Origin of the sequence: Paralcaligenes sp. KSB-10, from assembly GCF_021266465.1 — a bacterium.
Lineage (GTDB): Bacteria > Pseudomonadota > Gammaproteobacteria > Burkholderiales > Burkholderiaceae_B.
The window spans coordinates 2,534,200-2,560,135 of the sequence record NZ_CP089848.1; the positions used below are offsets into that span (position 1 = coordinate 2,534,200).

Sequence of the window (25,936 nt, forward strand, 5' to 3'; positions counted from 1 at the left end):
AACATGGGTTTCTTGAGCGGCAAGCGCATCCTGGTTACGGGTGTGCTTTCGAACCGGTCGATTGCATACGGCATTGCCCGCGCCTGCCATCAGCAGGGGGCCGAGCTTGCCCTCACTTATGTGGGCGAACGGTTTAAAGATCGTGTCGTCGACTTCGCGGCCGAATTCGGCAGCAAGATCGTTCTGCCTTGCGACGTTGCCGACGACGCGCAAATCGAATCGGCCATGGCCGGACTGCAAGCCCACTGGGACGGCCTTGACGGCCTGGTCCATTCCATCGGCTTTGCGCCGCGCGAAGCCATCGCGGGCGACTTCCTCGATGGCTTGTCGCGGGAAGGATTCCGCATCGCGCACGATATTTCCGCCTATAGCTTTCCGGCGCTGGCCAAAGCGGCGCTGCCGCTGCTCAAAGGACGCAATAGCTCGGTCCTGACCCTGACCTACCTCGGCTCCGAAAAAGTCGTTCCCAACTACAACACCATGGGCCTGGCCAAGGCTTCGCTCGAAGCCAGCGTACGCTATCTGGCCAGCGCACTGGGCCCTCTGGGCATACGCGCCAACGCCATCTCGGCCGGCCCCATCAAAACCCTGGCCGCCAGCGGCATCAAGGACTTTTCCTCGATCCTCAAATTCGTCGAGGCCAATGCCCCCCTGCGCCGCAACGTCACCATTGAAGACGTGGGCAATGTCGCCGCCTTCATGCTGTCGGACCTGGCCGCCGGCATTACCGGCGAAATCACTCACGTAGACGCCGGCTTCTCAACCGTTACTCCCGGCATGGAATGACTCAGGCGGGGAAACGCACTCCTGCGGCGCCGGGCGCCCAGGGGGCATGCTTTTCCATGATCAGCGCCATCAGTTCCGACTCCTGCCAAGCCTGCAGCCATGCCTGGAGTCCGGGCCAGGGCATGGCCTGAAACCATTCGCGATCCACATGCGCAAACTGGCGGACAAACGGCGCAATGGCCATGTCGGCCAGCGCCGCGTGCGCACCAAATAAAAACGGCTGGCGTTGCAACCTGGCATCAAGGCGACTTAACCAAAAAGCAGCCTCATCGCGATGATGGCCACTGCCCTGCGAATCGGCATGGCGCTGCGGATACTTGTAGCGATCGAGGTGATGCTTGAACGGCCCGTCGCATTCGGCGATCAGCTCCAGCATGGCATCCATGCCTGGCTGCGTGGGCGCGAGCCACTCATGCGGGTCATTTTGCGCAAGAGCCCACAACATGATATCCAGGCTCTGCTCCAGGACCTGGCTGTTGCCGGTAATCAGCACCGGCACCGTTGCCTTGGGCGAAACATCCAGCATTGCCTGCGGCTTGTCGCGCAGCGCAACCTCGCGCAGTTCGCATGCCTGCCCGCTGGCCGCAATGGCCAGCCGTGCCCGCATGGCATACGGACAGCGGCGAAAAGAATAAAGGATGGGGAGAGGCAAACCGGGCATTCAGCTCATCTTTGCACTATCGTCGGTGCCGGCCCTTGCCAAGGCCTCTTTCTGCCTGGCGGCGTCATCCGCGGCCTGCGGCTGCTCCATGCGTACGCCTATATGGCGCTGATGGCGGCTTTTAGCCAGTTCCACCTGCTTCTGGCGCTCCGCAAAGCGCTGTTTCTGCTCGTCGCTGTGCCTATCGTGGCAATGCGGGCAACTGATCCCTTCAATGAAGAACTCGGACGCCTTGTCTGCCGGACCAAGGGGAAGGCGGCAGGCACGGCACAGTTCGTAATGGCCGGGGGCCAAACCATGCAGCACCGAGACCCGTTCGTCGAATACAAAACATTCGCCGTCCCAGCGGCTTTCCTCCGGAGGCACGGTTTCCAGGTACTTGAGTATGCCTCCTTCCAGATGGTAAACCTCGTCAAAGCCCTGGGAACGCAGGTAGGCCGTCGATTTCTCGCAGCGGATGCCGCCCGTGCAAAACATGGCCACCCTGGATTTGCTGCTTAGCAGGCCACCGTCGGCCGACTGCGCCTTGACCCATTCGGGAAACTCGGAAAAGCTTGCCGTATGCGGATTGACCGCTCCGGCAAATGAGCCGATCGACACTTCATAATCGTTGCGCACGTCGACCACCACGACATCGGGATCGTCGATCAGTTGATTCCACTCGTCGGGCTTGACGTAGGTGCCCGCCATCGTGCCGGCATGAACGTTGGGTACGCCCATCGTCACGATCTCACGCTTCAGCTTGACCTTCATGCGATAAAACGGCATTTTGTCGGACCAGGAGTCCTTGTGCGTCAGGGCCTGCAGGCGCGGATCGCTGCGCAAATGCGCCAGCACCGCGGCCACGCCATCCTGGGGGCCGGCTATAGTGCCATTGATGCCTTCCTCGGCCAGCAGCAAAGTGCCCTTGACCTGATTTGCTTCGCAGCACGCCAGCAGGGGCCCCTGCAAAGCCTGGTAATCGGCAAGCCGAACGAATTTGTAAAGCGCTGCAATCAGGAAATTAGCCATGCCAGGAACAGAATAGGAAACACAAAGGCCAGGCTAGTCGACCGACGGCCCGGGCCTTTATTTTAAACCCTGTTGAAATCGGAGGCACCTTGGCCTCGATGGGCGCAAGGCCCACCCGGCCGACATCCTGCAGGCCGCGGCACACTGCTTACTTTTTCATTTCGTCCTTGGCCATCGAATCCTTGCCCATGTGGTCCTTGCCCATGGTGTCTTTACCCATGGAAGACTTGCCCATCTTGTCCTTGCCCATGGTGTCTTTCGCCATTGAACTCTTGCCCATGGAGTCTTTGCCCATGGAAGATTTGCCCATGCTGTCGTGGCTCATGCCCGATTTTTGCATGGAATCCTTGTGCATGCTGTCCGCGGCAAATACGCTGGCAGTACCAAACGCCAGGCACACGGCCAGTATGGAAGCAGAAATTTTTTTCATGATGAGATCCTTATTAACAGAGTATGTGGCTCGGCCACGTTGATAAATCATGCAGAACAAACAACTTCACACGGATAAAACGCATACCAGCTTCGTCAACTGCCTCCGAACCAGTTGTAGCCCTGATCTTCCCAATAACCGCCGGGATACGTATTGGTCACGAAAATGGCCTGGATATGCTTGGGATTCTTGTAGCCGAGCTTGGTCGGAATACGCAGCTTCATGGGAAAACCGTACTTGGCCGGCAAAGTCTGACCATCGTAGGTCAGGGCCAGCACGGTTTGCGGGTGCAGGGCCGTAGGCATATCGATACTGGTGTAATAGTCGTCGGCACACTTGAAGCCCACATACCTGGCCGTCGTGTCCGCACCCACACGGCGCAGGAAATCGGAAAATCTCACACCGCCCCAACGACCAATGGCGCTCCAGCCTTCCACGCAAATATGGCGGGTAATCTGCTCAGTCTGGGCCATCGCACGCAGTTCGCCCAGTTGCCAGCTACGTTTGTCGGCCACCATGCCAGTGACTTCGAGCCGGTAGGATGCTTCATCGATATGCCGCACCTCGTCCTCGCCATAGTAGGCATTGAAAGGAAACGGCCGGGTAATCATGGACTCGGGATAGGTGGGTGCCAATCGGGCCGAATCGAACAGCCAGCCCTGCACTGTGTCGTTAAAGCGGGAAATCCGTTCCAGCGCAGTCTCGACGCTCGGCTCATCGCTCAAGTTGCAACCACTCAGCAAGGCGACCCCCCCCAGAGTCAGCGTACGCTGAAAGAACCGTCGGCGAGAAGGCTGTTCAATGCGGGAATTCAATAGCCGGCGAGCTTCCTTGACGATGGCCTCGCCATCCAGGCCGGGAATAAAACGACGAATGGACACACTATTCTCCTTATCGGCCACGGATCATCGTGATCAGGGTGCGAGGCACCAGCGCCACCATCAGCACATGAAGCGCAACAAAAGCCACGAGCAATGTCATGGCGAAGAAATGGACACGCCGGGCCATGTCGTAACCGCCCAGCAGATCCCGCAAAATCGGGAACTGCACCGATTTCCACAACACCAGGCCCGACAGCACAAGTAAAGCCAGATCCACTATCACCACCAGGTAGGCAAGGCGCTGGATGCTGTTGTAACGGCTGGGATCGGCGTGCGAAAGATGGCCACGCAGCGCGGCGCGCGCATCGGCAATGACCGATCTCACCGTCAAAGGAAAAAATTTGCGCAGCAGGCGCCCGCCGGCCAGGTTGCACAGCAGATAAACACCGCCATTGACCGCCAGCAGCCACATGCCCGCGAAGTGCCATTGCAGCGCCCCGCCAAGCCAGCCCCCCAGGGTTATCGCATCGGGAAAAGAAAAATCGAACAGCGGCGAGGCGTTGTAGACGCGCCAGCCGCTGGTCACCATAATGATCACCGCCAGCGCATTGAGCCAATGGGTCAGCCGCAGCCATACCGGGTGTACTGGAACAGAGCGATGCGCAAAGGCAGGATTGACCAACATGGAGCACCTCGGATGGAATGAATGCATGCCCGCATTATTCCGTCGATCCGGTCGCCAAATCCTCACGTAAAGTTAAATAAATTGTGATAACTGGACAGGCGGGAATTGCGGATAATAGACATGTCGGGTGCGCCCCTCCCCGCCGGCGCCGGAAAATCCGGCCCAGCGCACCCTCAGACGAGCCATCCATGGACCCACGAAAACGCATTCTGGTTGTTGAAGACGATCGCAATATTGCCGAGCTGTTGTGCCTGCATCTGGGTGACGAAGGCTATGCTGTCGAACATGCCGCCGACGGCACGACCGGCATGCGGCTCCTTGAAGGCGGCAACTGGGACGCCCTGGTACTCGACCTGATGCTGCCCGGTATAGACGGGCTCGAGCTCTGCAAGCGCGCACGGGCCATGGCCCGCTACACGCCTATTATCATTACCAGTGCGCGCTCCAGCGAAGTGCACCGGATCCTGGGCCTGGAACTGGGGGCCGACGATTATCTTGCCAAGCCCTTCTCCATGCTGGAACTGGTCGCCAGGGTCAAGGCGCTGCTGCGGCGCACCGACGCCATGGCGCGTAATTTGCGCCTCGACGCGGGCAGCCTCGACCTGGGGGGGCTGAATATCGATCCCCTGGCGCGCACAGCCTTTGTCAACGGGCAGGCCATAGAATTGACGCCGCGGGAATTCGACCTGCTGTATTTCTTTGCCCGCCATCCCGACAAGGTATTTTCGCGCATGGACCTGCTCAATCAGGTCTGGGGTTATCTGCACGATGGCTACGAACACACCGTCAACACCCATATCCATCGGCTGCGGATCAAGATCGAAGCCGATCCGGCCGATCCGCAAAGAATACTGACTGTGTGGGGACGCGGCTACAAATTTGCGGCTGCGCCTGTCCCGCAGGCCGGAAATCCATCATGAAAAACATGACCTTGTCGCAACGCCTTTCGGCTGTCTTTGCCGTCCTGCTGGTGGCCAGTTGCGGTGCGACGGCCTGGCTTCAGATCGCGAGCAGCACGCAGCGCGAACAGGAAATGATACAGCGCCTGTCCAAAGGGCTGGCCGGACAAATCGCAGGCAACAATCAGCTCCTCGACCAGGCAGGCCTAAGGCCCGCGGCGGTCCAGGGGCTGTTCGCACAGTTGATGGCCGTCAACCCCAGCGTGGAAGTCTATTTGCTCGACAATACCGGACGCATTGTGGGTCACGATGCCCCCGAGGGGCATTTGAAGCGCGGGCAAGTCAATCTCGGGCCGATCAGGCGCATGCTGGCCGGGGAGCCCTTGCCGATTTTCGGAGACGATCCGCGCAGCCTCGACGGCAGCAAGGTGTTCAGCGCCGCGCCGCTGCGCCTAGGCACCCGCAGCGATGGCTATATCTATGTAGTATTGCTGGGGGAAACGCGAGACGCCCTGGCCGCCGATATCGCCGCCAGTTCGACCCTGCGCACCGTCTTGTGGTCGATCGCGCTGGTTGCCCTGCTGGGCCTGCTCGCGGGGCTGATTGCGTTTCGGCTCATTACTCGCCCCCTGCGTACGCTTACCGATACCGTACGCAAATTCGACAGCGCCGACATTGCGGCAACCCTGCTTCCCGCGCCTGCGCTGCAGGCAGGCGAACGCGATGAAATCCTGATTCTCAGGCAGGCATTCGGCCAGATGGCGCGGCGCATCGGCGACCAGTGGCAGGAACTCGCCGGCCAGGATCAACAACGGCGTGAAATGGTCGCCAATATCTCGCACGATCTGCGCACCCCGCTGACCTCGCTGCATGGTTATCTGGAAACGCTGCTGGTCAAGGCCGATACGCTCAGCAGCGCCGAGCGGCGCCGCTATCTGGAAGTGGCGCTGGACCAAAGCCGCAAAGTAGGCCGCCTGGCCCAGGAACTGTTTGAGCTGGCACGCCTGGAGTCCGGTCTGGTCCAGCCCGACAAGGAGAGTTTTTCCCTGGCCGATCTGGTGCAGGATATCTTCCAGAAATTCGAACTGGCCGCCGAGGCCCGCCAACTGCGTCTGGTGGCCGAGATGCCGCATTCACTGCCCGACATCAGCGCCGACCTGGGCATGATCGAACGGGTACTGACCAATTTACTGGACAACGCGATTCGCCATAGCCCACCGCATGGCGAAGTCCGGGTCGGCCTGCATTACGCTCACGGCGCAGTACAGGTGCAGATCAGCGACAACGGTCCCGGCATACCACCGGAATTGCGCAACAGCCTGTTCAAACGCTCGTCGCCGCTGCACCGCGCCGACCAGAATCGCGGGGGCCTGGGCCTGCTTATTGTGCACCGCATCCTGCAATTGCATCACAGCAATATCCGCCTGATCGATCAGGCCGGCGCCGGAACTGTTTTTCGCTTCGAGCTAAGCACTGGGCGCTGAAGACCTCGCTTCTGGCGCTATTCCCATCCTTGACTGGCGCTACACCAAACGAAACAAGCTGTCATTTATCCCGTTTTCTGCCGTACCGCTCATTGCCGACGCTGCTCATGCCAATAATCCGCTTGGCGGAAGCCTGCTTGGCGCGCTCTTCATTGATCAATTGCTGGACACTCGATCGCAATGGGCGGAACGGCGTTGGAGTACGGGGTTTGACAAGCATAAACACCTCACTATCAGAAAAAGTACCTTTAACAGACACTCAAAAGCAGGCAAACCGTTCATCATACTGGGCACGGCCGCCTGAACTATCCCTTAACCATACACCTTTTTGCCGAATTCTTTATGACCGCGGGGAATAATCGGGCCCAAATACACTCAATCCGGGCCATATTTAATGGTTTTGGAACAACACGTCACCCCTCCGCCACCATGAGGCAAGATGCTGAAAACAACGATCGCCTGCCGCCGATGCACCTGGCGTTTCTTTAAATATCCAAGATACCTTAAGATAAACACTCGTCCACGCCGCCGATCATCCCATCGCCCTTCGGCACGGCCCGGCGACACACCGATTTTCACCACGGAGAACTCATCATGAGCAAGAGCCACGACAGTAAAAAAGCCCAGAAAAAAGAACCCGCCAAAACCCCCAAGGAAAAGAAAGAAGCCAAAAGGCTGAAAAAGGAAGCCTCCAAGCAGTGAAGCGGGACGGCATCCGCTTTGCAGCCCCTCGATCGACACGCCATATAATAGAGATTGCCTGAAGGAAACTCTGAATGGCGTTCCTAAGAACAGCGCGGCAGGGCGCACAAATACTCTTATGCATAATAAAGCGCTCGTGCTGTTTTCCGGAGGCCAGGACTCCACCACCTGCCTGGCGTGGGCGCTGAAACGCTATGCCCACGTTGAAACCGTGGGTTTCGACTATGGCCAGCGGCATTCCGTGGAACTCGAATGCCGGCAAAACGTGCTTTCAAAGATGCGCGCCAACCATCCCGACTGGGCGGCGCGCCTCGGCGACGACCATATGGTGAATCTGGACGTACTGGGCAATATCAGCGACACCTCGCTCACCAGTGAAACCAGCATCGTCTTCGAACAAAGCGGGCTGCCCAATACCTTCGTACCCGGCAGAAACATACTTTTCTTCACGTTTGCCGCGGCAATCGCCTACCGCCGGGGACTGTCCGTGCTGATCGGAGGCATGTGCGAAACGGACTACTCCGGCTACCCCGACTGCCGCGACAATACGCTGAAATCATTGCAGGTGTCCCTGAGCCTGGGCATGGACCGCCCCCTCGTCATCGAAACGCCGCTCATGTGGCTCGACAAGGCGCAGACCTGGCTGATGGCTGAACAACTGGGCGGCAAAGAATTCATAGAACTGATTTGCGACGATACCCATACCTGCTATCTGGGCGATCGCAATCACCGCCACGCCTGGGGCTATGGTTGCGGCACGTGCCCGGCCTGCGAGCTGCGGGCAAAAGGTTTCGGGGCCTACGCGTCGGGGAGCGCCGGCAATGACGTATAGCGTCAAGGAAATTTTCTATACGCTGCAGGGGGAAGGCGCCAACGCGGGACGCCCGGCCGTGTTCTGCCGGTTTGCCGGCTGCAATCTGTGGACCGGGCGGGAAAAAGACCGTGAACGCGCCATCTGCCAGTTCTGCGATACCGACTTCGTCGGAACCGACGGCGACGGCGGCGGGAAATTCCGCAATGCACGGGCGTTGGCCGAGGCAGTCGCCGGCCATTGGTCGCCGCCAGGGGATGCACACCGCTTTGTCGTGCTTACCGGCGGCGAACCCCTGCTCCAGGTCGATGACGCGCTAATCGGGGAATTGCATGCCCGGGGCTTCACCATAGCGGTGGAAACCAATGGCACCCAAATATGCCCCGCGGGGCTCGACTGGATCTGCGTCAGCCCCAAAGCAGGCAGCGAACTGAAGGTTTTCGAAGGGAACGAGCTGAAGCTGGTTTTCCCGCAGCCCGGCGCCGAACCCGAAAAATTCACTCGCCTGAATTTCGATCATTTCTATCTGCAGCCCATGGATGGCCCCGCGCAAAGCGCCAATACCAAGCTCGCCATGGACTATTGCATGGCCCACCCGCAGTGGAGCCTTGGCGTGCAAACCCATAAATTTCTAGGAATTCGCTGAGCACCGGCGATCATCGACAAACATGCTGACCATTACCAAGCGTCTGGAGTTCGATGCGGGGCACCGCATTCCAGACCATAAAAGCAAGTGCCGCAACCTGCACGGACATCGCTACGCGCTGGAAATCACTCTCGAAGGAGAGCCGGTGGACGTACCTGGCGCCAGCGATAACGGCATGTTGATGGATTTCAGCGACGTCAAGCAAATCGCCCTGCAGCACTTGGTCGATGTGTGGGACCACGCCTTCATCGTCTACGAAGGGGATGCCGTCATGCAACTTTTGCTGTCCGGCCTGCCCGATCACAAGACGGTAGTCGTGCCCAAAATTCCCACCGTCGAGAACCTGGCCGTGCTTGCCTACGAGATACTTGCCCCGCATTACGCGCGCCGGTTCGGCAAGCAATTGACACTGGCCAAAGTGCGCCTGTACGAAACGCCCACGTCGTGGGCCGACTACGCCCCGGGGAATCAAGGGTGAACAGACTGCTGCCGTCCATCGGACTGCTGTGTTGCGCCGCTATGTCGCACGCCGCCAGCTGGGTTCCCGTATCCAATACCGACAGTATTGCCTATTTCGCCGACCCTGGCTCTCTCAAGGCCGAAAAAAACGACCCTGCCCTTGTGGACATACGGGTGCGAGCCGACTTCAGTAAACGGCAGACTGCCTCGTACGATAAAAACCTGTCATACCAGTCCACGCTATCCGCGTATCGCATCGATTGCACCAACAACTTCATCGCGGTGCTGGGCGTCTCGTACTATGCGGCCGGCCAGGCGCAAGGAAAGGCGCTCAAGCGCTATACCTTCGACAAGCCGGCACAACTCGACATCGTGCGCTGGAGCATGTTCGATGATCTAAAACAATACGCCTGCAAGAACGTGGCCATCGACGCCGCGCAGCCGGCGCGGCTTGAAGACCTGAAACCCACCGTCATTCACGACGAGAGGAAAAGCTCGCAGGCCCCTATCGCCAAATAGGGAAACCCGCCTGGCCTCGTGACTGGCCATACCGCGAAACGGCAACTCGCGGCCACACGGCAAAATTTCCGCCTGTCCAGGGGATGCCGAAAAGGTCAGGAGGCCGTTCCGCGCCGATATTCGGCCTGCCCTTCACGGTCAAGGGCTGCAAACTCTTCATCCGACAGGCGAACGCTGGCCGCCGCCACATTCTCTTCGAGATGCCGGACTTTCGATGTGCCCGGGATAGGCAGCACGACCGGACTGCGCTTGAGAACCCAGGCCAGGGCGATCTGGCTGGGTCCCACGCCATGCGTCTTGGCAACCCGGTCCAGCAACGAGCCGGGCTTGGCCAGGTCACCCGCCGCCAGCGGGTACCAGGGAATAAAACCTATGCCGTGCTGCTCACAATGATTCAACACAGTTTCGCTGGCGCGATCGACCAGGTTATAGCGGTTCTGCACGGTAGCCACCTTGAAGTAGGCGGCCGCGGCCTCGATATCGTCGATCTGCACCTCGCTTAGCCCGACATGGCGAATCAGGCCCTCTTTTTGCATTTGCCCTATGCAATCGAACTGTTCCTTGCGCGGAACCTGGGCGTCGATGCGGTGCAACTGCCAGAGATCGATCCGTTCCAGCCCCAGGCGACGCAGGCTCATCAGCACACATTGGCGAAGGTATTCGGGCCGGCCCAGGGGATGCCATTCATCAGGCCCGTGACGGGTCAGGCCGCCTTTGGTGGCGACGCTGATTCCACGATAGGGATGCAGCGCTTCACGGATCAGATCCTCGCTGACGTTGGGGCCGTAGCTGTCGGCCGTGTCGATGAAATTTACGCCGAGCTCGGGAAGACGCCTGAGGGTGCGAAGAGACTCTGCCTTATCGGCCGGTTCGCCCCAGATACCCTGGCCGGTAACTCGCATCGCGCCGAAACCCAGGCGATTGACCGCCAGGTCGCCGCCTATCTGGAACTCTCCCGACGCAATTGCCGAAATTTTATTTGCCATGAAATTTTCTCCTGGTCAAAATCCATACGCCGGGTCAAGCGAGCCCGGTACCGCCGATTTCGCGCTCGATGGCCCGCAGGCACTGCCGCATACGCGGGCCGATGCGGTCGATCATGATTTCGCGGCTGAGGACAAACGCCGGACCGCCGCAGTTAAAAGCATAGCGCGCGCCGCGTGGGCCGGTAAAACCCAGCGCAATCGAATTCACCAGAGGATGCCATTCGCCCATGGAGGTGCAGAAACCCAGGGTTTCGGCCTCTTTCAGCGCCGCATCCACCCCCGAGCCGATGCGCGCCCATTCGTCGGCGGCGGCAATGCGCGCACTGTTGATCAGGGCGCCGCGTTCGGCCGGCGGGAGCGACCATAGGTATGCCCGGCCAATGGCGGACGTGCAGATGTTCAAGCGAGCGCCGATATCGAGACGCGAGAAGACCATGCCTGAATCGGGCCGCACGGTGTCGATCAGCACCATGTCGAAACGATCGGGGACCGCCAGATGCACGGCCGCACCGGCAAACTCGGCCAGTTCGGCCAGGAAAGGCCGGATGCTGGTGCGCAGATCGAAATTGCGCAAATAAGCATTGCCCAGGTCCAGCACGCCAGGAGCCAGTTCGTACCTGTCGCTGTTGTGCAGCTGGCGCAAATGGCCATGGCCGACCAGCGTGGCGATCAGGCGCGATACCGTGGCTTTGGGTATGCCGGTAAGCCGCGACAGCTCGCTATGGCCCAGGGGCTCTTTGTGTTCGGCGACAACCCGCAATAATGTCAGCCCCCGGGCCAGGGCGCTGACTTCGTCGGGGGCATCTGATGGCAGTACGGCAGAGGCAGGCTTGGCGGTCATGACAGAAAAATCGCAAGGCCGTTATGAAGGCATCAATATACCACCGAGGCTTCGGATGCCAGCGCATGCACATCGGCGCGGTCGACGTCCAGCGTGGTGGAACGGCGCAATTCGCGGCGTTGCGACAAATCGTAGCGCCGCCCCCGATGCACGGTACAGCGATTGTCCCAGATCACCAGGTCGCCCACCTGCCAGCGATGCCGGTAGACATAAGCCGGCTGGGTCGCGTGCTCGAGCAGATCGGAGAGCAGCACCCGTCCCTCGGCAACGGGCAAGCCTTCGATGTGGCTGGCATGCACCCCCACGAACAGAAGCTTGCGGCCCGAGCCGGGATGGGTGCGGATCAGCGGCCAGCGTACACGCGGTATGGCATCGATCTGCTGTTGCGTATAGTCGGTGTCGCCCAGCATGAAACGTGAATGCAAGGCAAAATGCTCAGCCTCCAGCCCTTCGATCTCGGCGAGCAAACCCGCGTCGAGCCCATCGTAGGCGGCACGCAGATCGGCGAATTCGGTTTCGCCGCCGCTGGACGGATTGACGACCGAGTGCAGCATGGAATAGCGAGCCGGAGGGTTCTGGAACGAACTGTCGCTGTGCCACAACTGATTGGCCATATTGTTCACGATACGCCGGTGACTGCGTTCCGCTATTTCGCCATCCTCGGCGACATTCGAAATGTCGGCAAGCTCCTTGTATTTCAAACGGGCATGCTGATTGGATGCCTTCTTGAAACCCAGATCGAGCGGCCCGAACGACAGCGTGAATGCCATCTGCTCATCCTGCGAAAGCGGCTGGCCGCGAAACACCAGCACCGCATACCGGTTCATGGCATCGTCGATCGCATCCACCATCTGCGGCGACAAGGGTTTCGTGATATCCACGCCGCTGGCCTCGGCCGCAAACAATGGATGCAAGGGATTTAACTTCAGTGACATGATCGCCCCTTTGGTCTGGTGGAAGATGCGGCAGTACGCGCACTGCCGCGTGCTTAATCGAGGTGAATGTTGCTGTCGTGCGCCACCTGGGTCCAGCGCTGGATTTCCGAACGGATAAGCGCATTCCAATCGGCGGGGCTGGAACCGATGGGCATGACTCCCAGCGAGGCAAAGCGTTTTTTCACCTCGGGCTGCGCCAGGACGGCGGCCACATCGCGCTGAATCTTCGCCACCGCCGGCACGGGCGCGCCGGCCGTTGTGACCAGCCCCATCACGCTGTATACCTTGAAGCCCGGCAGCGTATCGCTCATTACCGGAACACTGGGCAGCGTGGCGTCTCGTTCTGCAGAGGTCAGGGCAATCGCCTTCAGCTTGCCGCTTTCAATATAGGGATGCGCCGAGTACACGAGATCGAACATAAGATCGACACGGCCGCCAAGCAGATCGGTAAGCGCCGGGCCGCTCCCGTTGTATGGAACATGCACGATATCGACGCCCGCCGCCTTCTTGAACATTTCACCCGCCAGATGAGTGGCGGTGCCCAGGCCCGGGGTGGCATACGTGAGCTTCCCGGGATGGCTGCGCGCGTACTTGATCAACTCCGGCAGCGTATTGAACGGCTCGCCGGGCTGGGCCACCAGCACCATATTGGAACGTGCGAGCTCGGTGACTCCGGTGAGATCCTTCAATGTGTCATACGCCATTTTGCTGTGGATCGCCGGGTTGATGGTGTAGGCGCTGATGGCCATGCCCAGCGTATAGCCGTCAGGCGCCGCCTTGGCAACCTGGGCCGTACCGATCATGGTGCCGGCGCCCGGCTTGTTCTCTACCACTACCGGTTGACCCCATTTCACATTGAGGCCATGCGCCACGATGCGGGCAATCGTGTCGGTCGGCCCACCAGCAGGAAACGGTACGACCAGCCGGACCTCATGTTGCGGAAAATCGGCGGCATGAGCCGAGGCTGTCACGACAGGGATCGCCAGCGCCGCAATGGCCGCGGCCAGTAAGCGAGGGAATTTCATCTTGTCTCCTTAATATTTTGATTCTTAGTTTCATTATATTTTAAAAAACAGGCGTGTCAAGGTTTTTTAAAACAATGGATTGAAGACTTTATCCAAAATTAAATTGCATTCAAATCAGAAAATATTCATATTTAATGATATGTTATGAGAAGGATGAAGAGAAACGCACATATGGAAAGCATATGGCTTGCCCTTCCATTTATTAAAATAAAATGATTTATTATTTCAATTTATTCAATTCATAATGGATTGAAATACTTAATTCCAATAGAAAAGCCGCAAATCTGGACATTGATGCGACCCCAGAGGACAATCAAGAGTCGGTGGGTGTATGTACATTACCCGCCTAATTTTCCATGGAGATAACATGGTCCGGCCAGCAGCAATACTGATGCTTTCGATCCTCGCACTCTCCGGGTGCGTTGCGGGCCCATACTCGGACGGCTACTACAACAGCAATTCCGGCCCCTGCGTATATAGCGGAGATTGCATGTACTACGGGGGATATGACGGGGGCTATTACAACCGGTACGACAATCGGTACGACAATCATTACTACAGGGGAAATGACAGAGGGCGCGACAACCACCAGTACAACAGAGGGAATGACAAAGGACACGACAGCCGTCAGAACAGCGGAAACAGGAACAGGGACGACAGGGGGGGAAATAACGCAAGGCCCAACAGGAACAACAGCGGCGCGCTCCTTGGCCGCCCGAGCAATCAAGGCGTCAATAGGCCGACCGACCCGCCATCCATGTTCAATAATTGAAAAGGCTTATTCACGCCGCAGCGGCATCACCTCAAAAATGCAGGTAATGCCGCCCGGCAGCACTACATGCCCAGGCTACCCCGCAGCCGGCTTTGGAAATTCGCCAGCTCGACCGGCAAGCGATTCTTGAGCTTGCCGAACAGCTCCGCATGCAGGCCGAGCTCCTTGCGCCAGGCGGCGGCATCGATGGCCGTGATGTGCTTGAACTTGTCGGCTCCGAAATCGAGCCCTTCCCAGGTGATGTCTTCGTAGCGAGGGGTAATGCCAAACAGATTTTCCTCGCCCTGCGCCGAGCCTTCGATGCGCTCCAGCATCCACTTCAGGATACGCATGTTTTCCCCGAAGCCCGGCCACACGAACTTGCCTTGCGCATCGGTCTGGAACCAGTTGACGCAGAAGATGCGCGGCAAGGTCGCGCCAACAGCCTGCAATTTCTCGCCCAGCTTCAGCCAATGCGCAAAGTAGGAACTCATGTTGTAGCCGCAGAAAGGCAGCATGGCGAAAGGATCGCGACGCACTACGCCCTGTGCGCCCGCGGCGGCGGCAGTGGTCTCGGAACCCAGCGTGGCGGCCATGTATACGCCTTCCAGCCAGTTGCGCGCCTCGGTGACCAGCGGCACTGTGTCCGAACGGCGGCCGCCGACGATAAACGCATCGATGGCCACCCCGGCGGGATTGTCCCACTCGGGATCGATGGCCGGGTTTTGCACCGCAGCCACGGTAAAACGGGCATTGGGGTGCGCCGCCTTGCGGCCGGACTCAGGAGTCCAGTCCTTGCCTTGCCAATCGATGCAGTGCTTGGGAGCCGGGCCCATGCCTTCCCACCACACGTCGCCGTCATCGGTGAGCGCCACATTGGTGAACAGTACGTTCTCGCGCAGCGAAGCCATGCAGTTGAAGTTGGTTTTCTCGTTGGTGCCGGGAGCAACCCCGAAATAGCCCGCCTCGGGATTAATCGCATACAGGCGGCCGTCGGGCCCGGGCTTGATCCAGGCGATATCGTCGCCAATCGTGGTGACTTTCCAGCCAGGCAGGGATGCGGGCGGAATCAGCATCGCAAAATTGGTTTTCCCGCAAGCCGACGGGAATGCCGCGGCCACGTGCATTTTCTTGCCCTGCGGCGAGGTAACACCCAGCACAAGCATGTGCTCGGCCATCCAGCCTTCATCGCGGCCCATGGTGGACGCAATGCGCAAGGCAAAGCACTTCTTGCCCAATAAGGCATTGCCCCCATAACCCGAACCGAACGACCAGATCTGGCGGCTTTCGGGATAATGCACAATGTACTTGGTATCGTTGCAGGGCCAGACGACATCGGCCTCGCCGGCGGCCAGCGGCTTGCCCACCGAATGCACGCATGGCACGAACTCGCCATCGGCGCCCAGCACGTCGTACACCTTGCGACCCATGCGCGTCATGAGGCGCATATTGACCACGACATACGGCGAATCGGACAGCTCTACCCCGATATGCGCAATGGGCGAGCCCAGCGGCCCCATGGAAAATGGAATCACGTACAGGGTGCGCCCGCGCATGCAGCCCGCAAACAGCCCGTTCAGCTTTTCACGCATGGCGGCCGGCGCCGTCCAGTTGTTAGTGGGGCCGGCGTCTTCTTCTTTTTCGGAACAGATGAAAGTACGGTCTTCCACACGCGCCACATCGCTGGGGTCGGACCAGGCCAGGTACGAGTTGGGCCGCTTGGCCGGATTCAGGCGATGCAGCGTCCCGCTCTTGACCATCAGTTCGCACAGACGGTCGTACTCCTCTTGCGAGCCATCGCACCATTCGATGTGGTCCGGCTTAGTCAGCGCAGCGATCTCTGACACCCACGCCTTGAGGCGTGCATGCTTTACCCAGCCGGGGGCGTCGGAAGATGGTTTGGGGCTGACTGTAGCGTTCATGGAACTTGCTCTCCTGATAGGTGATGCCATGCAAAGGCGCGGGCAAACGCTGTGCCAATGCCGACTTGGGTAGCGGGCGGGAGCTTGGCGTAAGCCAAGTCCGTACGCGATCTGCTTGGGAATAAGCTAATTATTCTAAAGCCTATTGGCGGAAAACGCCCGTCGATACATTTGAGCCGGTATTCAGATGCCATAATCGCGGTTGACAATAGGGTTTCATCACAGGAAATTGAAAGGTTAAAAATGAACGGTGCAGATAGCCTTTGCGACACATTGCTGGCCAATAACGTTGATGTATGTTTCGCCAACCCGGGCACATCCGAGATGCATTTTGTGGCAGCGCTGGACAAGAAACCCCAGATGCGTTGCGTCCTGGGCTTATTCGAAGGGGTCGTAACAGGTGCTGCCGATGGCTACGCGCGCATGGCGGACAAACCGGCCGCCACGCTTCTGCATCTGGGCCCCGGCCTGGCCAATGGCCTGGCCAACCTGCATAACGCGCGGCGCGCGCACACGCCCATCGTCAACATTGTCGGCGACCACGCCACGTATCACCTGCAGCACGACGCTCCGCTGACCACCGATATCGAAAGCCTGGCGCGCCCCATGTCTCAATGGGTGCGTCGCATACAATCCGCCGCCGACGTATCGGCCGCGGCGGCCGCGGCCGTGGCGGCGTCGCATGGCGGACAAGGGGGTGTCGCCACCTTGATCCTGCCGGCCGACGCCGCCTGGACACAGGCCCCGGCCGATATCCAGCGCGCCACCCTGCCCAGCCCCACTCATGTCGACCCAGACGCCTTGCGCCAGGCCAGCGAAGCCCTGCAAAACGGCCGCAAGACCGTCATCCTGTTGTCGGGCAAGGCTCTGCGCAGCAAAGCGCTCGAAACAGCCAGCCGGATTGCCGCACGAACCGGTGCCCGCCTGCTGGCGCAGCAATCCAATGGCCGGGTTGAACGCGGCGCGGGACGAGTCATGATCGATCGTGTTCCGTACAATGTCGACCTGGCCGTCAAGACCTTTGCCGATACCGAGCAGCTTATCCTCATCGGCGCCAAAACACCGGTGGCGTTCTTCGCTTACCCCGGCAAGCCTGGCGTGATGACCCCGCCCACCTGTCAATCCATCGCACTGACCCGCCCCACCGATGACCTGACCGAAGCGCTGGAAGCCCTGGCCGATGCGGTCGGAGCACGCCAATCAGCGGCGACCGTGGCAACAAAAACCGATGCCGGCGAATTGCCCACCGGGCCGCTGACGGCCGCCGCCATCATCCAGGCGATTGGCGCCTTGAGCCCTGAAAACGCCATTCTTTGCGACGAATCGGTGAGTTCCGGCAGGGACTCTTTCAAATCCACATTCGGCGCCGCGCCGCACGATTTCCTGCAAATCACCGGCGGCGCCATCGGCATCGGCCTTCCCCTGGCAACCGGGGCGGCCGTGGCCTGCCCGAACCGCAAGGTCATCCTCATGCAAGCCGATGGCAGCGGCATGTATACGCTTCAGGCGCTCTGGACGCAGGCGCGCGAACAACTGGATGTCGTCACGGTTATTTTCGCCAACCGCAGTTATGCCATCCTGCATCATGAATTGAAAATGGTCGGCGCGGGCGAGCCCGGGCATAATGCGCGCCGGATGCTGGACCTGGACCATCCCGCCTTCAACTGGGTGCTCATGGCAAACGCCGCCGGCGTCGAAGCGGCACAAGCGGTCGATGCCAAATCGTTTGTGGATCTTTTGCGCAGCGCCTTGTCCAGGAAAGGCCCATTCCTGATCGAGGCGCTCATCTAGCAGAGTTGGTCGGCATGTGCGGCGTGCCGCCGCCATCATCCGGCCGAGCTATATGCCGTTTTGACAATAGTGTAAAACTCGGCGGCGTAATGCCCTTGTTCCCGTGGGCCGTACGATGATCCTTTGCGCCCTCCGAATGGCAGATGGTAATCCAGCCCACTGGTCGATTGGTTTACCTTGACGATCCCGGCCTGGGCGTTTCGTTTGAAATCGGTAGCGTACTTCAGACTGGTCGTGCAAATACCGGCGGACAGGCCGAACTCCGTGTCGTTGGCAACAGCAAGCGCCTCGTCGTAACCCTTTACCCGCAATACCGCCACCACAGGGCCAAAGATTTCTTCACGAGCGATCCGCATATCAGGCCGCACGTCGGTAAATAGTGCCGGTTGCAGGAAATAGCCCGGAGTCTTGCGGGAAAGCGTATCGCCGCCCCACCGCAAGGTCGCGCCCTCGTTGCGGCCAACATCTATGTACGACAGATCCGTTTCCAGCTGTCGCTCATCGACTACCGGGCCGATATCGGTGGACGATTCCAGTGCATGCCCCACCTGCAAGGTATCCAGGCGCCGCATGACTGCGGCGATAAATCGATCGTATATGGCATCGGTGACAATAAGGCGCGAGGAAGACGTGCAGCGCTGGCCTGTACTATAAAAGCCACCGTTTATCGCGCACTCCACAGCTACGTCAAGACTTGCATCGTCCAGAACGACAAGGGGGTTCTTCCCGCCCATTTCCAGTTGCATGCGCTTCATCGTTTCACCACCCACGCATGCAGCGGCAATACCGCGGCCGGTAGGTACGGATCCGGTAAAGCTGATGGCGTCCACATCCCTGTGTGTAGTGAGCAAGGCACCAATGGTACGGCCACTTCCCATGACCAGATTGAGTACACCGGGGGGCAGGCCGGCTCTTTCCAGTATGGAAACTAATGCCCATGCGCAGCCCGGGACGAGTTCCGCCGGTTTGAAGACAATGCAATTGCCGTAGGCAAGCGCGGCGGCGATTTTCCAGGCGGGAATGGCGATAGGAAAATTCCAGGGCGAAATAATGCCCACCACGCCCAGGGGTTCGCGCGTTACCTCTGCATCGCTGCCTTCCTGCAAGCCCGACAAACGTTCTCCGCCAATGCGCAGCGCTTCTCCAGCCATGAAAGTAAATACCTGGGCCGCGCGTGTGACTTCGCCTATGCCTTCAGGCAATGTCTTGCCCTCTTCACGCGACAGAAGGCGCCCCAACTCTTCGCGTCGCGCAAAAATTTCCGTGCCCGCCCTAGCGAGGATATCGTGGCGCGCTGCGGGAGTCGTATGCGACCAGCGGGGAAACGCATTGCGCGCGGCCTGGACGGCCTGATCGGCTTGCGAAGCCGAAGCACGTGCGTACTCTCCTATTACGTCGTTAGTGTCCGACGGGTTGATATTGCGATTGATATCGTCGGAACGAATCCATTGGCCGTCGATAAAATTGCCATAATGCGTGTTCATTTTTCTGCGCTCCATTTAATGACGATGGGCCTAACGGCCGGCGGCTATCGCCGATTCGCGTACAGAGGCCAGCGTATAAGAGGGGTTGATCGCCTCGGGGTCGATCAGGCAGTGAATGATGGCGGGCTTTTTCGATGCCAGCGCCCGCTCGAATGCATCGGGAAATTCATCGGTGCTTTCCACTCTTTCGCCATGGCCGCCAAAAGCTTGGGCGTAGGCGGAAAAATCGGGGTTGTGCAGCTGGGTTGCACTGACGCGCCCCGGATATTCCCGTTCCTGGTGCATGCGAATCGTGCCGAACATACCGTTGTCGACAAGGATAACGATAATCGCCAGGCCGTATTGCACCGCTGTGGCGAATTCCTGGCCATTCATCAAGAAACACCCGTCGCCGGCAAAGGCGATAACCGTCCTTTCCGGCAAAATACGCTTGGCTGCCACCGCAGCCGGGACGCCATACCCCATGGATCCCGAGGTCGGCGCCAATTGTGTGCCGAATTTGCGAAAACGGTAAAAGCGATGCACCCAGGTGGCGTAGTTTCCAGCGCCATTGCATATTATGGCGTCATCAGGCAGGCGGCTATCCAGGAAGCTCATGATACGGGCCATTTGCAGCCGCCCCGGCGACCGGATCTGTGATGGGTCGCTCCAGGACAAATACTGGCGCCGGCCGCTTTCCAGATATTCGGCTCGCGACGCCGACTTGGGTAAATCCAGCCCCAACAAGGCATCGATGAATGCAGGCGGGCTTGCGTTAATGGCCAGATCGGGACTATAAACCCGCCCCAACTCACTCGGGTCCGGATAAACATGCACCAAAGTCTGTTCCGGCACGGGAATATCGAAAAGCGTATAGCCCTGGCTGGGCACCTCTGACATACGACTGCCGATCAGCAAAACCAGGTCGCTGCGTTTCACGTGTTGCACCAGTTTCGGATCAGGGCCAAAACCAAGATCACCTATAAAGCTTGGATGATCAGTCGGGAAAAGCATCTGGCGCCGCAACGTCACAGCGACGGGAATTTGCCACTGCCCGGCGATATCGGCCAGTTGCCTGACCGATTCCGCTGTCCAGCGTGAGCCTCCGAGCACAATCAATGGGCGTTCGGCCTGCATCAATAGTATGCGCAGCTGATCGATCTGGTTGGAGCCGGGATAGGCTTCTATGGGCAATACCGGCTGGCCGTCGCTGGCGCCGGTGGTCTGCACCAGCATATCTTCGGGCAAGGCCATGACGACAGGCCCGGGGCGCCCGGATATGGATAAGCGAACAGCACGGGAGATAATCTCGGGGATGCGGTCCGGGTCGTCGATTTCTGTAGCCCATTTTGCCAGCGGCCTGAACATGGCGCGGTAATCCAGTTCTTGCAGCGCATCCCTTTCGCGCATGCCACGCGCTATCTGCCCAACGAAAAGCAGTAAAGGCGTGGAATCGTGGTAAGCAATATGCACACCGGGAGTCGCGTTCGTGGCCCCGGGCGCCCGGGTCACAAAACACGCCGCGGGGCGCCCAGTCAGTTTCCCATAGGCCTCGGCCATCATTGTCGCCCCGCCTTCCTGGCGGCACACCGTGACACTGATATCCGAATCATACAAAGCGTCAAGCACCGCCAAATAACTTTCGCCAGGCACGCAGAACACATGGTCCACGCCATGGATGCGTAGTTGATCGACCAGTGCCCGGGCCGCGATACGTTTTTTTGGAAAAGGCTTTATGTCTTGCATTGTTGTCTCGTGGATAAGATTAGGATTCGGTCCGAAATCCATATATGCTTGTCATCGACGTGTTTCATGATGCACCGGCCGAATATTTAGAATATGAGCCTGCGGTGCATGTATCCAATATTATTTTTTTTTCAATCGATATGATTTGCGTATCGACTCAACATACTGGCTTACCGGAAAGGAAATATGGACTTCCGACATCTTCAGCAATTCGTGGTTCTCGCCGAAACCTTGAACTTTCGCCGCGCGGCGGAAAAGCTGCACATGTCGCAGCCGCCCTTGTCCGTTTCCATCCGCAAGCTCGAGTCGGACGTAGGAGTCGCGTTATTCACGCGCGGAAAAGACGGCGTAAAACTGACCGAAAGCGGTGAAGCCGCGCTGGTGGACGCTCGCAGAGCCTTGTTTCATGCCGAGCAATTTCGCCAGATGGCCCAGGCGGCCTCCACCGGCGACGGAGGGATTCTTCGCGTGGGGTTCGTTGGCTCTACAACTCATTTCATACTGCCCAAGCTGCTGACTCAATTTCGCCAACGCTATCCGGGAGTGCAACTGGTTCTTCGCGAAGCAACGTCGATTCGCATCATGCAGGAACTGGAAGAGGAAACACTGGACGTGGGCGTCGTGCGCGTACCCGTTTCGTCTCATGCGGGCACGCGCCTGCTGTCTTTGCATACCGAGCATTTCGTGCTGGCAATGCCAAAAATGCATCCGCTGGTACAGCGCGCTTCGCTGCAACTGAAAGACTTGTCGGAAGAAGGCTTTATTCTGTACACCGCAACAGACGCCGCGGGCCTGCGCATGGCGGCGATCCACGCCTGCCAATTACGCGGCTTTACACCCCGCGTGGTGCAGGAAGCCGTGCAAGTTCAAACGGTGCTAAGCCTGGTAGAGGTGGGGCTGGGCGTAGCGCTGGTGCCATCGATCAGCCGCCGCTTTGCCAGTACGCAGATTGTGTATAAAACCTTATCCGATTTCCCCGATAGCGCATCGATCGGCATTTCAGTAGCCTGGAACCCCAGCGCAGAAATTGCCGCCGTACGCAACTTCCGTGAAGTGGCCGAACATGTCTTTCCCCAGTAGCACGTAGCCGGCAAAAGACAAGGCCGAAGCCTTATTCGTATTGCCGGCTATTCTATTACACCACTGCCCCGCCATAAGGAAATCTGCTCGGACGAAGCCCGCAGGATGTTTTTTAGCACCGCATCGGTATGCTCCCCCAGCCTTGGCGGCGCCGTAGGTGCGCGTGGTGGCGTACCCCGCAAATTCAGGGGCGAACGCATAAGCCGTATACTGCCGTGGCGCCCGTCGGGTGTATCGACAATAAGCCCCCGGGCTTTTATTTCCGGCGCATCCAGCGCTTCCGGCACATCCCTGACAGAGCCCGCAGGAATACCGGCGGCCCGGATTTTTTCCAGCCAATAGGAATTGGACTGCGTCACCAACACGCCTTCCAGTTCCCGCAATAAGGTGTCCCGGTTCAACACACGCTGGCGATTGCTGCAATAGCGGTTATCCTGCGCCAGCTCGGGCCGGCGCAATACGCCGCACAATGCGGCGAATTGCGCATCGTTGCCCACGGCCAGGGCAAAGCGGCCATCCGAGCTTGAAACGATTTGATAGGGCACGACTGTGGGGTGTCCGTTGCCAAAGCGTCCGGGCCGATGCTGCGCAGCCAAATAACCCATGCCGATATTGGCCAGCACGTTTACCGCCCCGTCCAATAAGGCCAGATCGATCAACTGCCCCTTTCCGCTGTGTCCACGCGCAAGCAGCGCGGCAAGAATGGCCTGTACTGCATTCATGCCCGTAACCAGGTCGGTAATGGCAACACCCAGCTTCATCGGTTCGCCGCCCACCTCGCCCGTTATCGCCATCAGGCCGCTTTCGGCCTGAATCACAAAATCGTACCCTGGCTCAGCGGCGCGCGGCCCCGTACGGCCATAGCCCGAGATCGAACAGTAGATCAATCGCGGATTGAGCTCCGCCAGGGTTTCGTAATCCAGCCCGAATTTGGCCAGCGTGCCTAATCGATAATTCTCGACCAGAATGTCCGCCTCTTGCGCGAGCCGACGCACCAGGGCCTGGCCTTCGCTGTGCTTCAAATTGATTGCCACAGATTGTTTACTGCGGTTGGCGCACATGAAATAGGTCGACTCCCCGTCCAGATCGGGCGGCAGCCAACTGCGTGTGTCGTCGCCTTGCCCAGGAGCTTCTATCTTCCAGACTTCGGCCCCCAGATCGGCCAGCGTCTGCGTACACCAGGGACCCGCCAGCACACGGCTTAAATCAAGAACCCGGATTCCTTCAAGTGGCGCGGCACCCTGCCCCACGGCGGCCCCTGTTGCTGCCTGCTGCTCCGTCATAAGCGTTCCGCTGAAAGTTCGCTGCAAATGAATGCGAGCGCCGAGCTCGAGGTTTTCCGCAACAGCGCCTCGCCGATACGGCCAGCCCAATAGGTTTCATTACCTGCAGCCAGTCGCCATTGGCGCAAGCGCCGCGTATATAACTGCAGGTCATACTCCTGGGTGATGCCCAACGCGCCATGCACCGCATGGGCAATGTCGGCGATCACAGCGGCGGCTTCACTGGCCCGGCTCTTTCCGACAGCGGCCAGCAAAGGGCGCGGCCACCAGTTGGTGCTATTGCAGGCCATTTGCGCCGCCATGCGGGCGGCCCATGTACGCTCGGCCATAATGCTTATCTGACTCTGGACCGCCTGGAACTTGCCTATGGGTTTGCCGAACTGGGTGCGCTGGCCGGCGTAATCCAGCGTCAAGGCCAAGGCTTTATCCGCCGCACCGGCAATCAATGAGGCGTGGCACACCGCAGAAATTTCGGCCAGCTTGGCGCATGGATGAGTCTCTCCGCTTATCCCGTTTGCCGCGCGCGGCCCTTTCCAGCGCATGGCCACATCCAGGCTGGCAGGGTCCGCAATCAACTCAGACTCAAGGTCCGCTCCCCGGGTGGGCAGCAACACAATTTGACTGCCAAGGTCGGCCAGCACCCATTGGGCCGTACGGCCAAATGAAACGGCGCTGCCGCTTATGGAATTTTCGCCGGAACGCATGCCGAAAGCGGCAATGGTAATAGGCCCTTTTGGTATCGGCGCCCGGACATGGTGCAGCCAAGCGCGCGCCAGCATGGTTTGTGCAAAAGGCACCGGTATGGCATGCCGGCCCGCGGACAAAAACAAGGGGAACACCTGGGCCAGCGTCAGGCCGGCACCGCCCGATGACTCCGGCACGAGCGCGTCGAGAAATCCGGAGTCCTCCAGTGCTTGCCATAAAGCGTCAATGCTGGCGCCTTCTTCGATGGCGCGTATTGCGGCGGGCGTAACGATTTGAGCAAACAAGCGCTCGATCGAATCGCCAAAAATATCGTCCATGAAAAATCCTTATCGCAGCCCTAGACCGCGCGCAATGATGCCACGCAGGATTTCACGAGTTCCCCCGCGAAGCGAAAATGAGGGGGCCAATTGCTCCAGGTAAGCCAGGGTTTTCAGCAACGACGCGGACACAGGCGCATCAGGCGCCGAGCCCAGGACCTCGCCAATAAGCCGCGGGATAGCCTGTTCTATTTCAGTTCCGAGATCCTTGACCAGGGTGGCCTCGATAGCCGGGCTTTCCCCTTTGGCCAGCTTGGCCGTCAACGATAGGGACATTGCCCGCAACACAGCCAGCCACGACACAATTTGACCCAGCGTTGCCGCCGCCACGGCATTGCCTGCGTCGTTGAACCGGCAATGCGCAAGCCAGGTTTCAAGCAAGACCATGCTCGAATACAAGCGTTCGGGCCCGCTGCGTTCGAAAGCCAATTCGGCATTGACCTGGGCCCAACCGTCGCCCTCTACCCCGATCAATGCATCGTCGGGGCACTGCACATCTTCGAAAAAAACTTCCGAAAAATGCGCATCGCCGGCCATGTCGTTTATGGGACGTACGCTTACCCCGGGAAGCTTCAAGTCGACAATGATTTGCGACAAACCCTTGTACCGGTCCGCAGTCGTGCCCGAGGTACGGACCAATGCAATCATGTAGTCCGAGTGCTGTGCATTGGTAGTCCAGATCTTGCTTCCACTCAGCAGCCAGCCTGCCTGGTTGCGTACGGCTTTGGTCCTGATGCTGGCAAGATCGGAGCCCGAATCGGGCTCGCTCATTCCTATGCAAAAGAAAGCCTCGGCCTTGCAGATTCGCGGCAGGTAAAAAGATTTTTGCGCCTCGGTACCGTATTTCAGGATTAACGGCCCGCTTTGACGATCGGCTATCCAATGGGCCGAAACCGGTGCGCCAACGCCAAGCAGCTCTTCGGAAAGTACAAAACGGGCGAAGGCGCTCTTGCCCGCGCCCCCGTATTGCGGGGGAAGCGTTATTCCAAGCCAGCCTCGCTGTGCCAGTTTGCGGCTGAAATCGGCATCGAATCCCATCCAGGACCGCGCCCGAATATCCGGCGCCAACCCAGCCAGGGCGTCACTCAGAAATGAGCGTATTTCAGTGCGCAAGGCTTCGTCTTCAGCCGGAATTTCAATAAGCTCAAGCGTATCTATCATGATTCAAGAGTATGTC

General features: G+C 59.1%; 25 protein-coding genes. 9 read left to right on the plus strand and 16 right to left on the minus strand.

The window, feature by feature from the left end; all coding sequences use genetic code 11:
- The first annotated feature begins 3 nt into the window (after positions 1–3).
- Positions 4–786, plus strand: coding sequence for an enoyl-ACP reductase FabI (gene fabI / locus LSG25_RS11545; RefSeq protein WP_232741079.1), 783 nt, complete (start codon positions 4–6; stop codon positions 784–786).
- Between the two features lies 1 nt (position 787).
- Here fabI and LSG25_RS11550 read toward each other — a convergent pair whose 3' ends face one another.
- The 5 genes from LSG25_RS11550 to LSG25_RS11570 form a co-directional block, all read right to left on the minus strand.
- Positions 788–1,447, minus strand: coding sequence for a glutathione S-transferase (locus LSG25_RS11550; RefSeq protein ID WP_232741080.1), 660 nt, complete (start codon positions 1,445–1,447; stop codon positions 788–790).
- Positions 1,448–2,458, minus strand: a complete 1,011-nt coding sequence (locus LSG25_RS11555) for a rhodanese-related sulfurtransferase (RefSeq protein WP_232741081.1) — start codon at positions 2,456–2,458, stop codon at positions 1,448–1,450.
- 148 nt (positions 2,459–2,606) lie between these two features.
- Positions 2,607–2,888, minus strand: a complete 282-nt coding sequence (locus LSG25_RS11560) for a pentapeptide MXKDX repeat protein (protein ID WP_232741082.1) — start codon at positions 2,886–2,888, stop codon at positions 2,607–2,609.
- Between the two features lie 95 nt (positions 2,889–2,983).
- The gene (locus LSG25_RS11565) at positions 2,984–3,769 is read right to left on the minus strand and encodes a molybdopterin-dependent oxidoreductase (RefSeq protein ID WP_232741083.1); all 786 of its coding nucleotides are present in this window, start codon (positions 3,767–3,769) and stop codon (positions 2,984–2,986) included.
- Positions 3,770–3,779: 10 nt separating this feature from the next.
- Positions 3,780–4,394, minus strand: coding sequence for a cytochrome b/b6 domain-containing protein (locus LSG25_RS11570; RefSeq protein ID WP_232741084.1), 615 nt, complete (start codon positions 4,392–4,394; stop codon positions 3,780–3,782).
- 188 nt (positions 4,395–4,582) lie between these two features.
- Between LSG25_RS11570 and LSG25_RS11575 the strand changes: the two genes are divergently transcribed.
- On the plus strand, positions 4,583–5,314 hold the full coding sequence (locus LSG25_RS11575; RefSeq protein ID WP_232741085.1) for a response regulator transcription factor: 732 nt from the start codon (positions 4,583–4,585) through the stop codon (positions 5,312–5,314).
- The gene (locus tag LSG25_RS11580) at positions 5,311–6,777 is read left to right on the plus strand and encodes a HAMP domain-containing sensor histidine kinase (RefSeq protein ID WP_232741086.1); all 1,467 of its coding nucleotides are present in this window, start codon (positions 5,311–5,313) and stop codon (positions 6,775–6,777) included. The genes LSG25_RS11575 and LSG25_RS11580 overlap by 4 nt, the downstream gene beginning before the upstream one ends.
- 375 nt (positions 6,778–7,152) lie before the next feature.
- Here the strand turns inward: LSG25_RS11580 and LSG25_RS11585 are convergent, their stop codons facing one another.
- Positions 7,153–7,587, minus strand: coding sequence for a hypothetical protein (locus tag LSG25_RS11585; RefSeq protein ID WP_232741087.1), 435 nt, complete (start codon positions 7,585–7,587; stop codon positions 7,153–7,155).
- Between the two features lie 10 nt (positions 7,588–7,597).
- Here LSG25_RS11585 and queC point away from each other — a divergent pair, with 10 nt between their 5' ends.
- Genes queC through LSG25_RS11605 form a run of 4 tightly spaced genes read left to right on the plus strand, consistent with a single transcriptional unit; the run spans position 7,598 to position 9,914 of the window.
- Complete coding sequence (queC, locus tag LSG25_RS11590) at positions 7,598–8,311, plus strand: 7-cyano-7-deazaguanine synthase QueC (protein ID WP_232741088.1); 714 nt, start codon at positions 7,598–7,600, stop codon at positions 8,309–8,311.
- Positions 8,301–8,936, plus strand: coding sequence for a 7-carboxy-7-deazaguanine synthase (queE, locus tag LSG25_RS11595; RefSeq protein WP_232741089.1), 636 nt, complete (start codon positions 8,301–8,303; stop codon positions 8,934–8,936). The genes queC and queE overlap by 11 nt, the downstream gene beginning before the upstream one ends.
- A 22-nt stretch (positions 8,937–8,958) precedes the next feature.
- The gene (queD, locus tag LSG25_RS11600; protein WP_232741090.1) at positions 8,959–9,414 is read left to right on the plus strand and encodes a 6-carboxytetrahydropterin synthase QueD; all 456 of its coding nucleotides are present in this window, start codon (positions 8,959–8,961) and stop codon (positions 9,412–9,414) included.
- On the plus strand, positions 9,411–9,914 hold the full coding sequence (locus LSG25_RS11605; protein WP_232741091.1) for a surface-adhesin E family protein: 504 nt from the start codon (positions 9,411–9,413) through the stop codon (positions 9,912–9,914). Before queD ends, LSG25_RS11605 begins: the two co-directional genes overlap by 4 nt.
- Before the next feature lie 95 nt (positions 9,915–10,009).
- On the opposite strand, the gene LSG25_RS11610 is transcribed toward LSG25_RS11605, so the two are convergent.
- The 5 genes from LSG25_RS11610 to LSG25_RS11630 all read right to left on the minus strand — a co-directional run bounded on the left by LSG25_RS11610 (position 10,010) and on the right by LSG25_RS11630 (position 16,374).
- Positions 10,010–10,900: an aldo/keto reductase gene (locus LSG25_RS11610; protein ID WP_232741092.1), complete on the minus strand. Its 891-nt coding sequence runs from the start codon at positions 10,898–10,900 to the stop codon at positions 10,010–10,012.
- A gap of 34 nt (positions 10,901–10,934) precedes the next feature.
- On the minus strand, positions 10,935–11,741 hold the full coding sequence (locus LSG25_RS11615) for an IclR family transcriptional regulator (RefSeq protein ID WP_232741093.1): 807 nt from the start codon (positions 11,739–11,741) through the stop codon (positions 10,935–10,937).
- A 32-nt stretch (positions 11,742–11,773) separates the two neighbouring features.
- Positions 11,774–12,676, minus strand: a complete 903-nt coding sequence (locus LSG25_RS11620; protein ID WP_232741094.1) for a TauD/TfdA family dioxygenase — start codon at positions 12,674–12,676, stop codon at positions 11,774–11,776.
- Positions 12,677–12,729: 53 nt separating this feature from the next.
- Positions 12,730–13,701, minus strand: coding sequence for a tripartite tricarboxylate transporter substrate binding protein (locus LSG25_RS11625; protein WP_232741095.1), 972 nt, complete (start codon positions 13,699–13,701; stop codon positions 12,730–12,732).
- A gap of 834 nt (positions 13,702–14,535) precedes the next feature.
- Positions 14,536–16,374 carry a phosphoenolpyruvate carboxykinase (GTP) gene (locus tag LSG25_RS11630; RefSeq protein WP_232741096.1) on the minus strand — a complete coding sequence of 613 codons (1,839 nt, stop codon included), beginning with the start codon at positions 16,372–16,374 and terminating at the stop codon, positions 14,536–14,538.
- A gap of 243 nt (positions 16,375–16,617) precedes the next feature.
- On the opposite strand from LSG25_RS11630, the gene LSG25_RS11635 reads away from it, so the two are divergent.
- Positions 16,618–18,165: an acetolactate synthase large subunit gene (locus LSG25_RS11635; RefSeq protein ID WP_232741097.1), complete on the plus strand. Its 1,548-nt coding sequence runs from the start codon at positions 16,618–16,620 to the stop codon at positions 18,163–18,165.
- A gap of 35 nt (positions 18,166–18,200) precedes the next feature.
- Here the strand turns inward: LSG25_RS11635 and LSG25_RS11640 are convergent, their stop codons facing one another.
- Positions 18,201–19,649: an aldehyde dehydrogenase family protein gene (locus LSG25_RS11640; RefSeq protein ID WP_232741098.1), complete on the minus strand. Its 1,449-nt coding sequence runs from the start codon at positions 19,647–19,649 to the stop codon at positions 18,201–18,203.
- A 30-nt stretch (positions 19,650–19,679) separates the two neighbouring features.
- Positions 19,680–21,374 carry a thiamine pyrophosphate-binding protein gene (locus tag LSG25_RS11645; RefSeq protein ID WP_232741099.1) on the minus strand — a complete coding sequence of 565 codons (1,695 nt, stop codon included), beginning with the start codon at positions 21,372–21,374 and terminating at the stop codon, positions 19,680–19,682.
- Positions 21,375–21,560: 186 nt separating this feature from the next.
- Between LSG25_RS11645 and LSG25_RS11650 the strand changes: the two genes are divergently transcribed.
- The gene (locus LSG25_RS11650; RefSeq protein WP_232741100.1) at positions 21,561–22,454 is read left to right on the plus strand and encodes a LysR family transcriptional regulator; all 894 of its coding nucleotides are present in this window, start codon (positions 21,561–21,563) and stop codon (positions 22,452–22,454) included.
- 47 nt (positions 22,455–22,501) lie between these two features.
- Here the strand turns inward: LSG25_RS11650 and LSG25_RS11655 are convergent, their stop codons facing one another.
- Genes LSG25_RS11655 through LSG25_RS11665 form a run of 3 tightly spaced genes read right to left on the minus strand, consistent with a single transcriptional unit; the run spans position 22,502 to position 25,920 of the window.
- Positions 22,502–23,737: a CaiB/BaiF CoA-transferase family protein gene (locus LSG25_RS11655; protein ID WP_232741101.1), complete on the minus strand. Its 1,236-nt coding sequence runs from the start codon at positions 23,735–23,737 to the stop codon at positions 22,502–22,504.
- Positions 23,734–24,759 carry an acyl-CoA dehydrogenase gene (locus LSG25_RS11660; RefSeq protein WP_232741102.1) on the minus strand — a complete coding sequence of 342 codons (1,026 nt, stop codon included), beginning with the start codon at positions 24,757–24,759 and terminating at the stop codon, positions 23,734–23,736. The genes LSG25_RS11655 and LSG25_RS11660 overlap by 4 nt, the downstream gene beginning before the upstream one ends.
- 9 nt (positions 24,760–24,768) lie before the next feature.
- Positions 24,769–25,920 (minus strand): acyl-CoA dehydrogenase family protein, encoded by a 1,152-nt coding sequence (locus tag LSG25_RS11665; protein WP_232741103.1) that lies wholly within the window; start codon positions 25,918–25,920, stop codon positions 24,769–24,771.
- Positions 25,921–25,936: the final 16 nt, after the last annotated feature.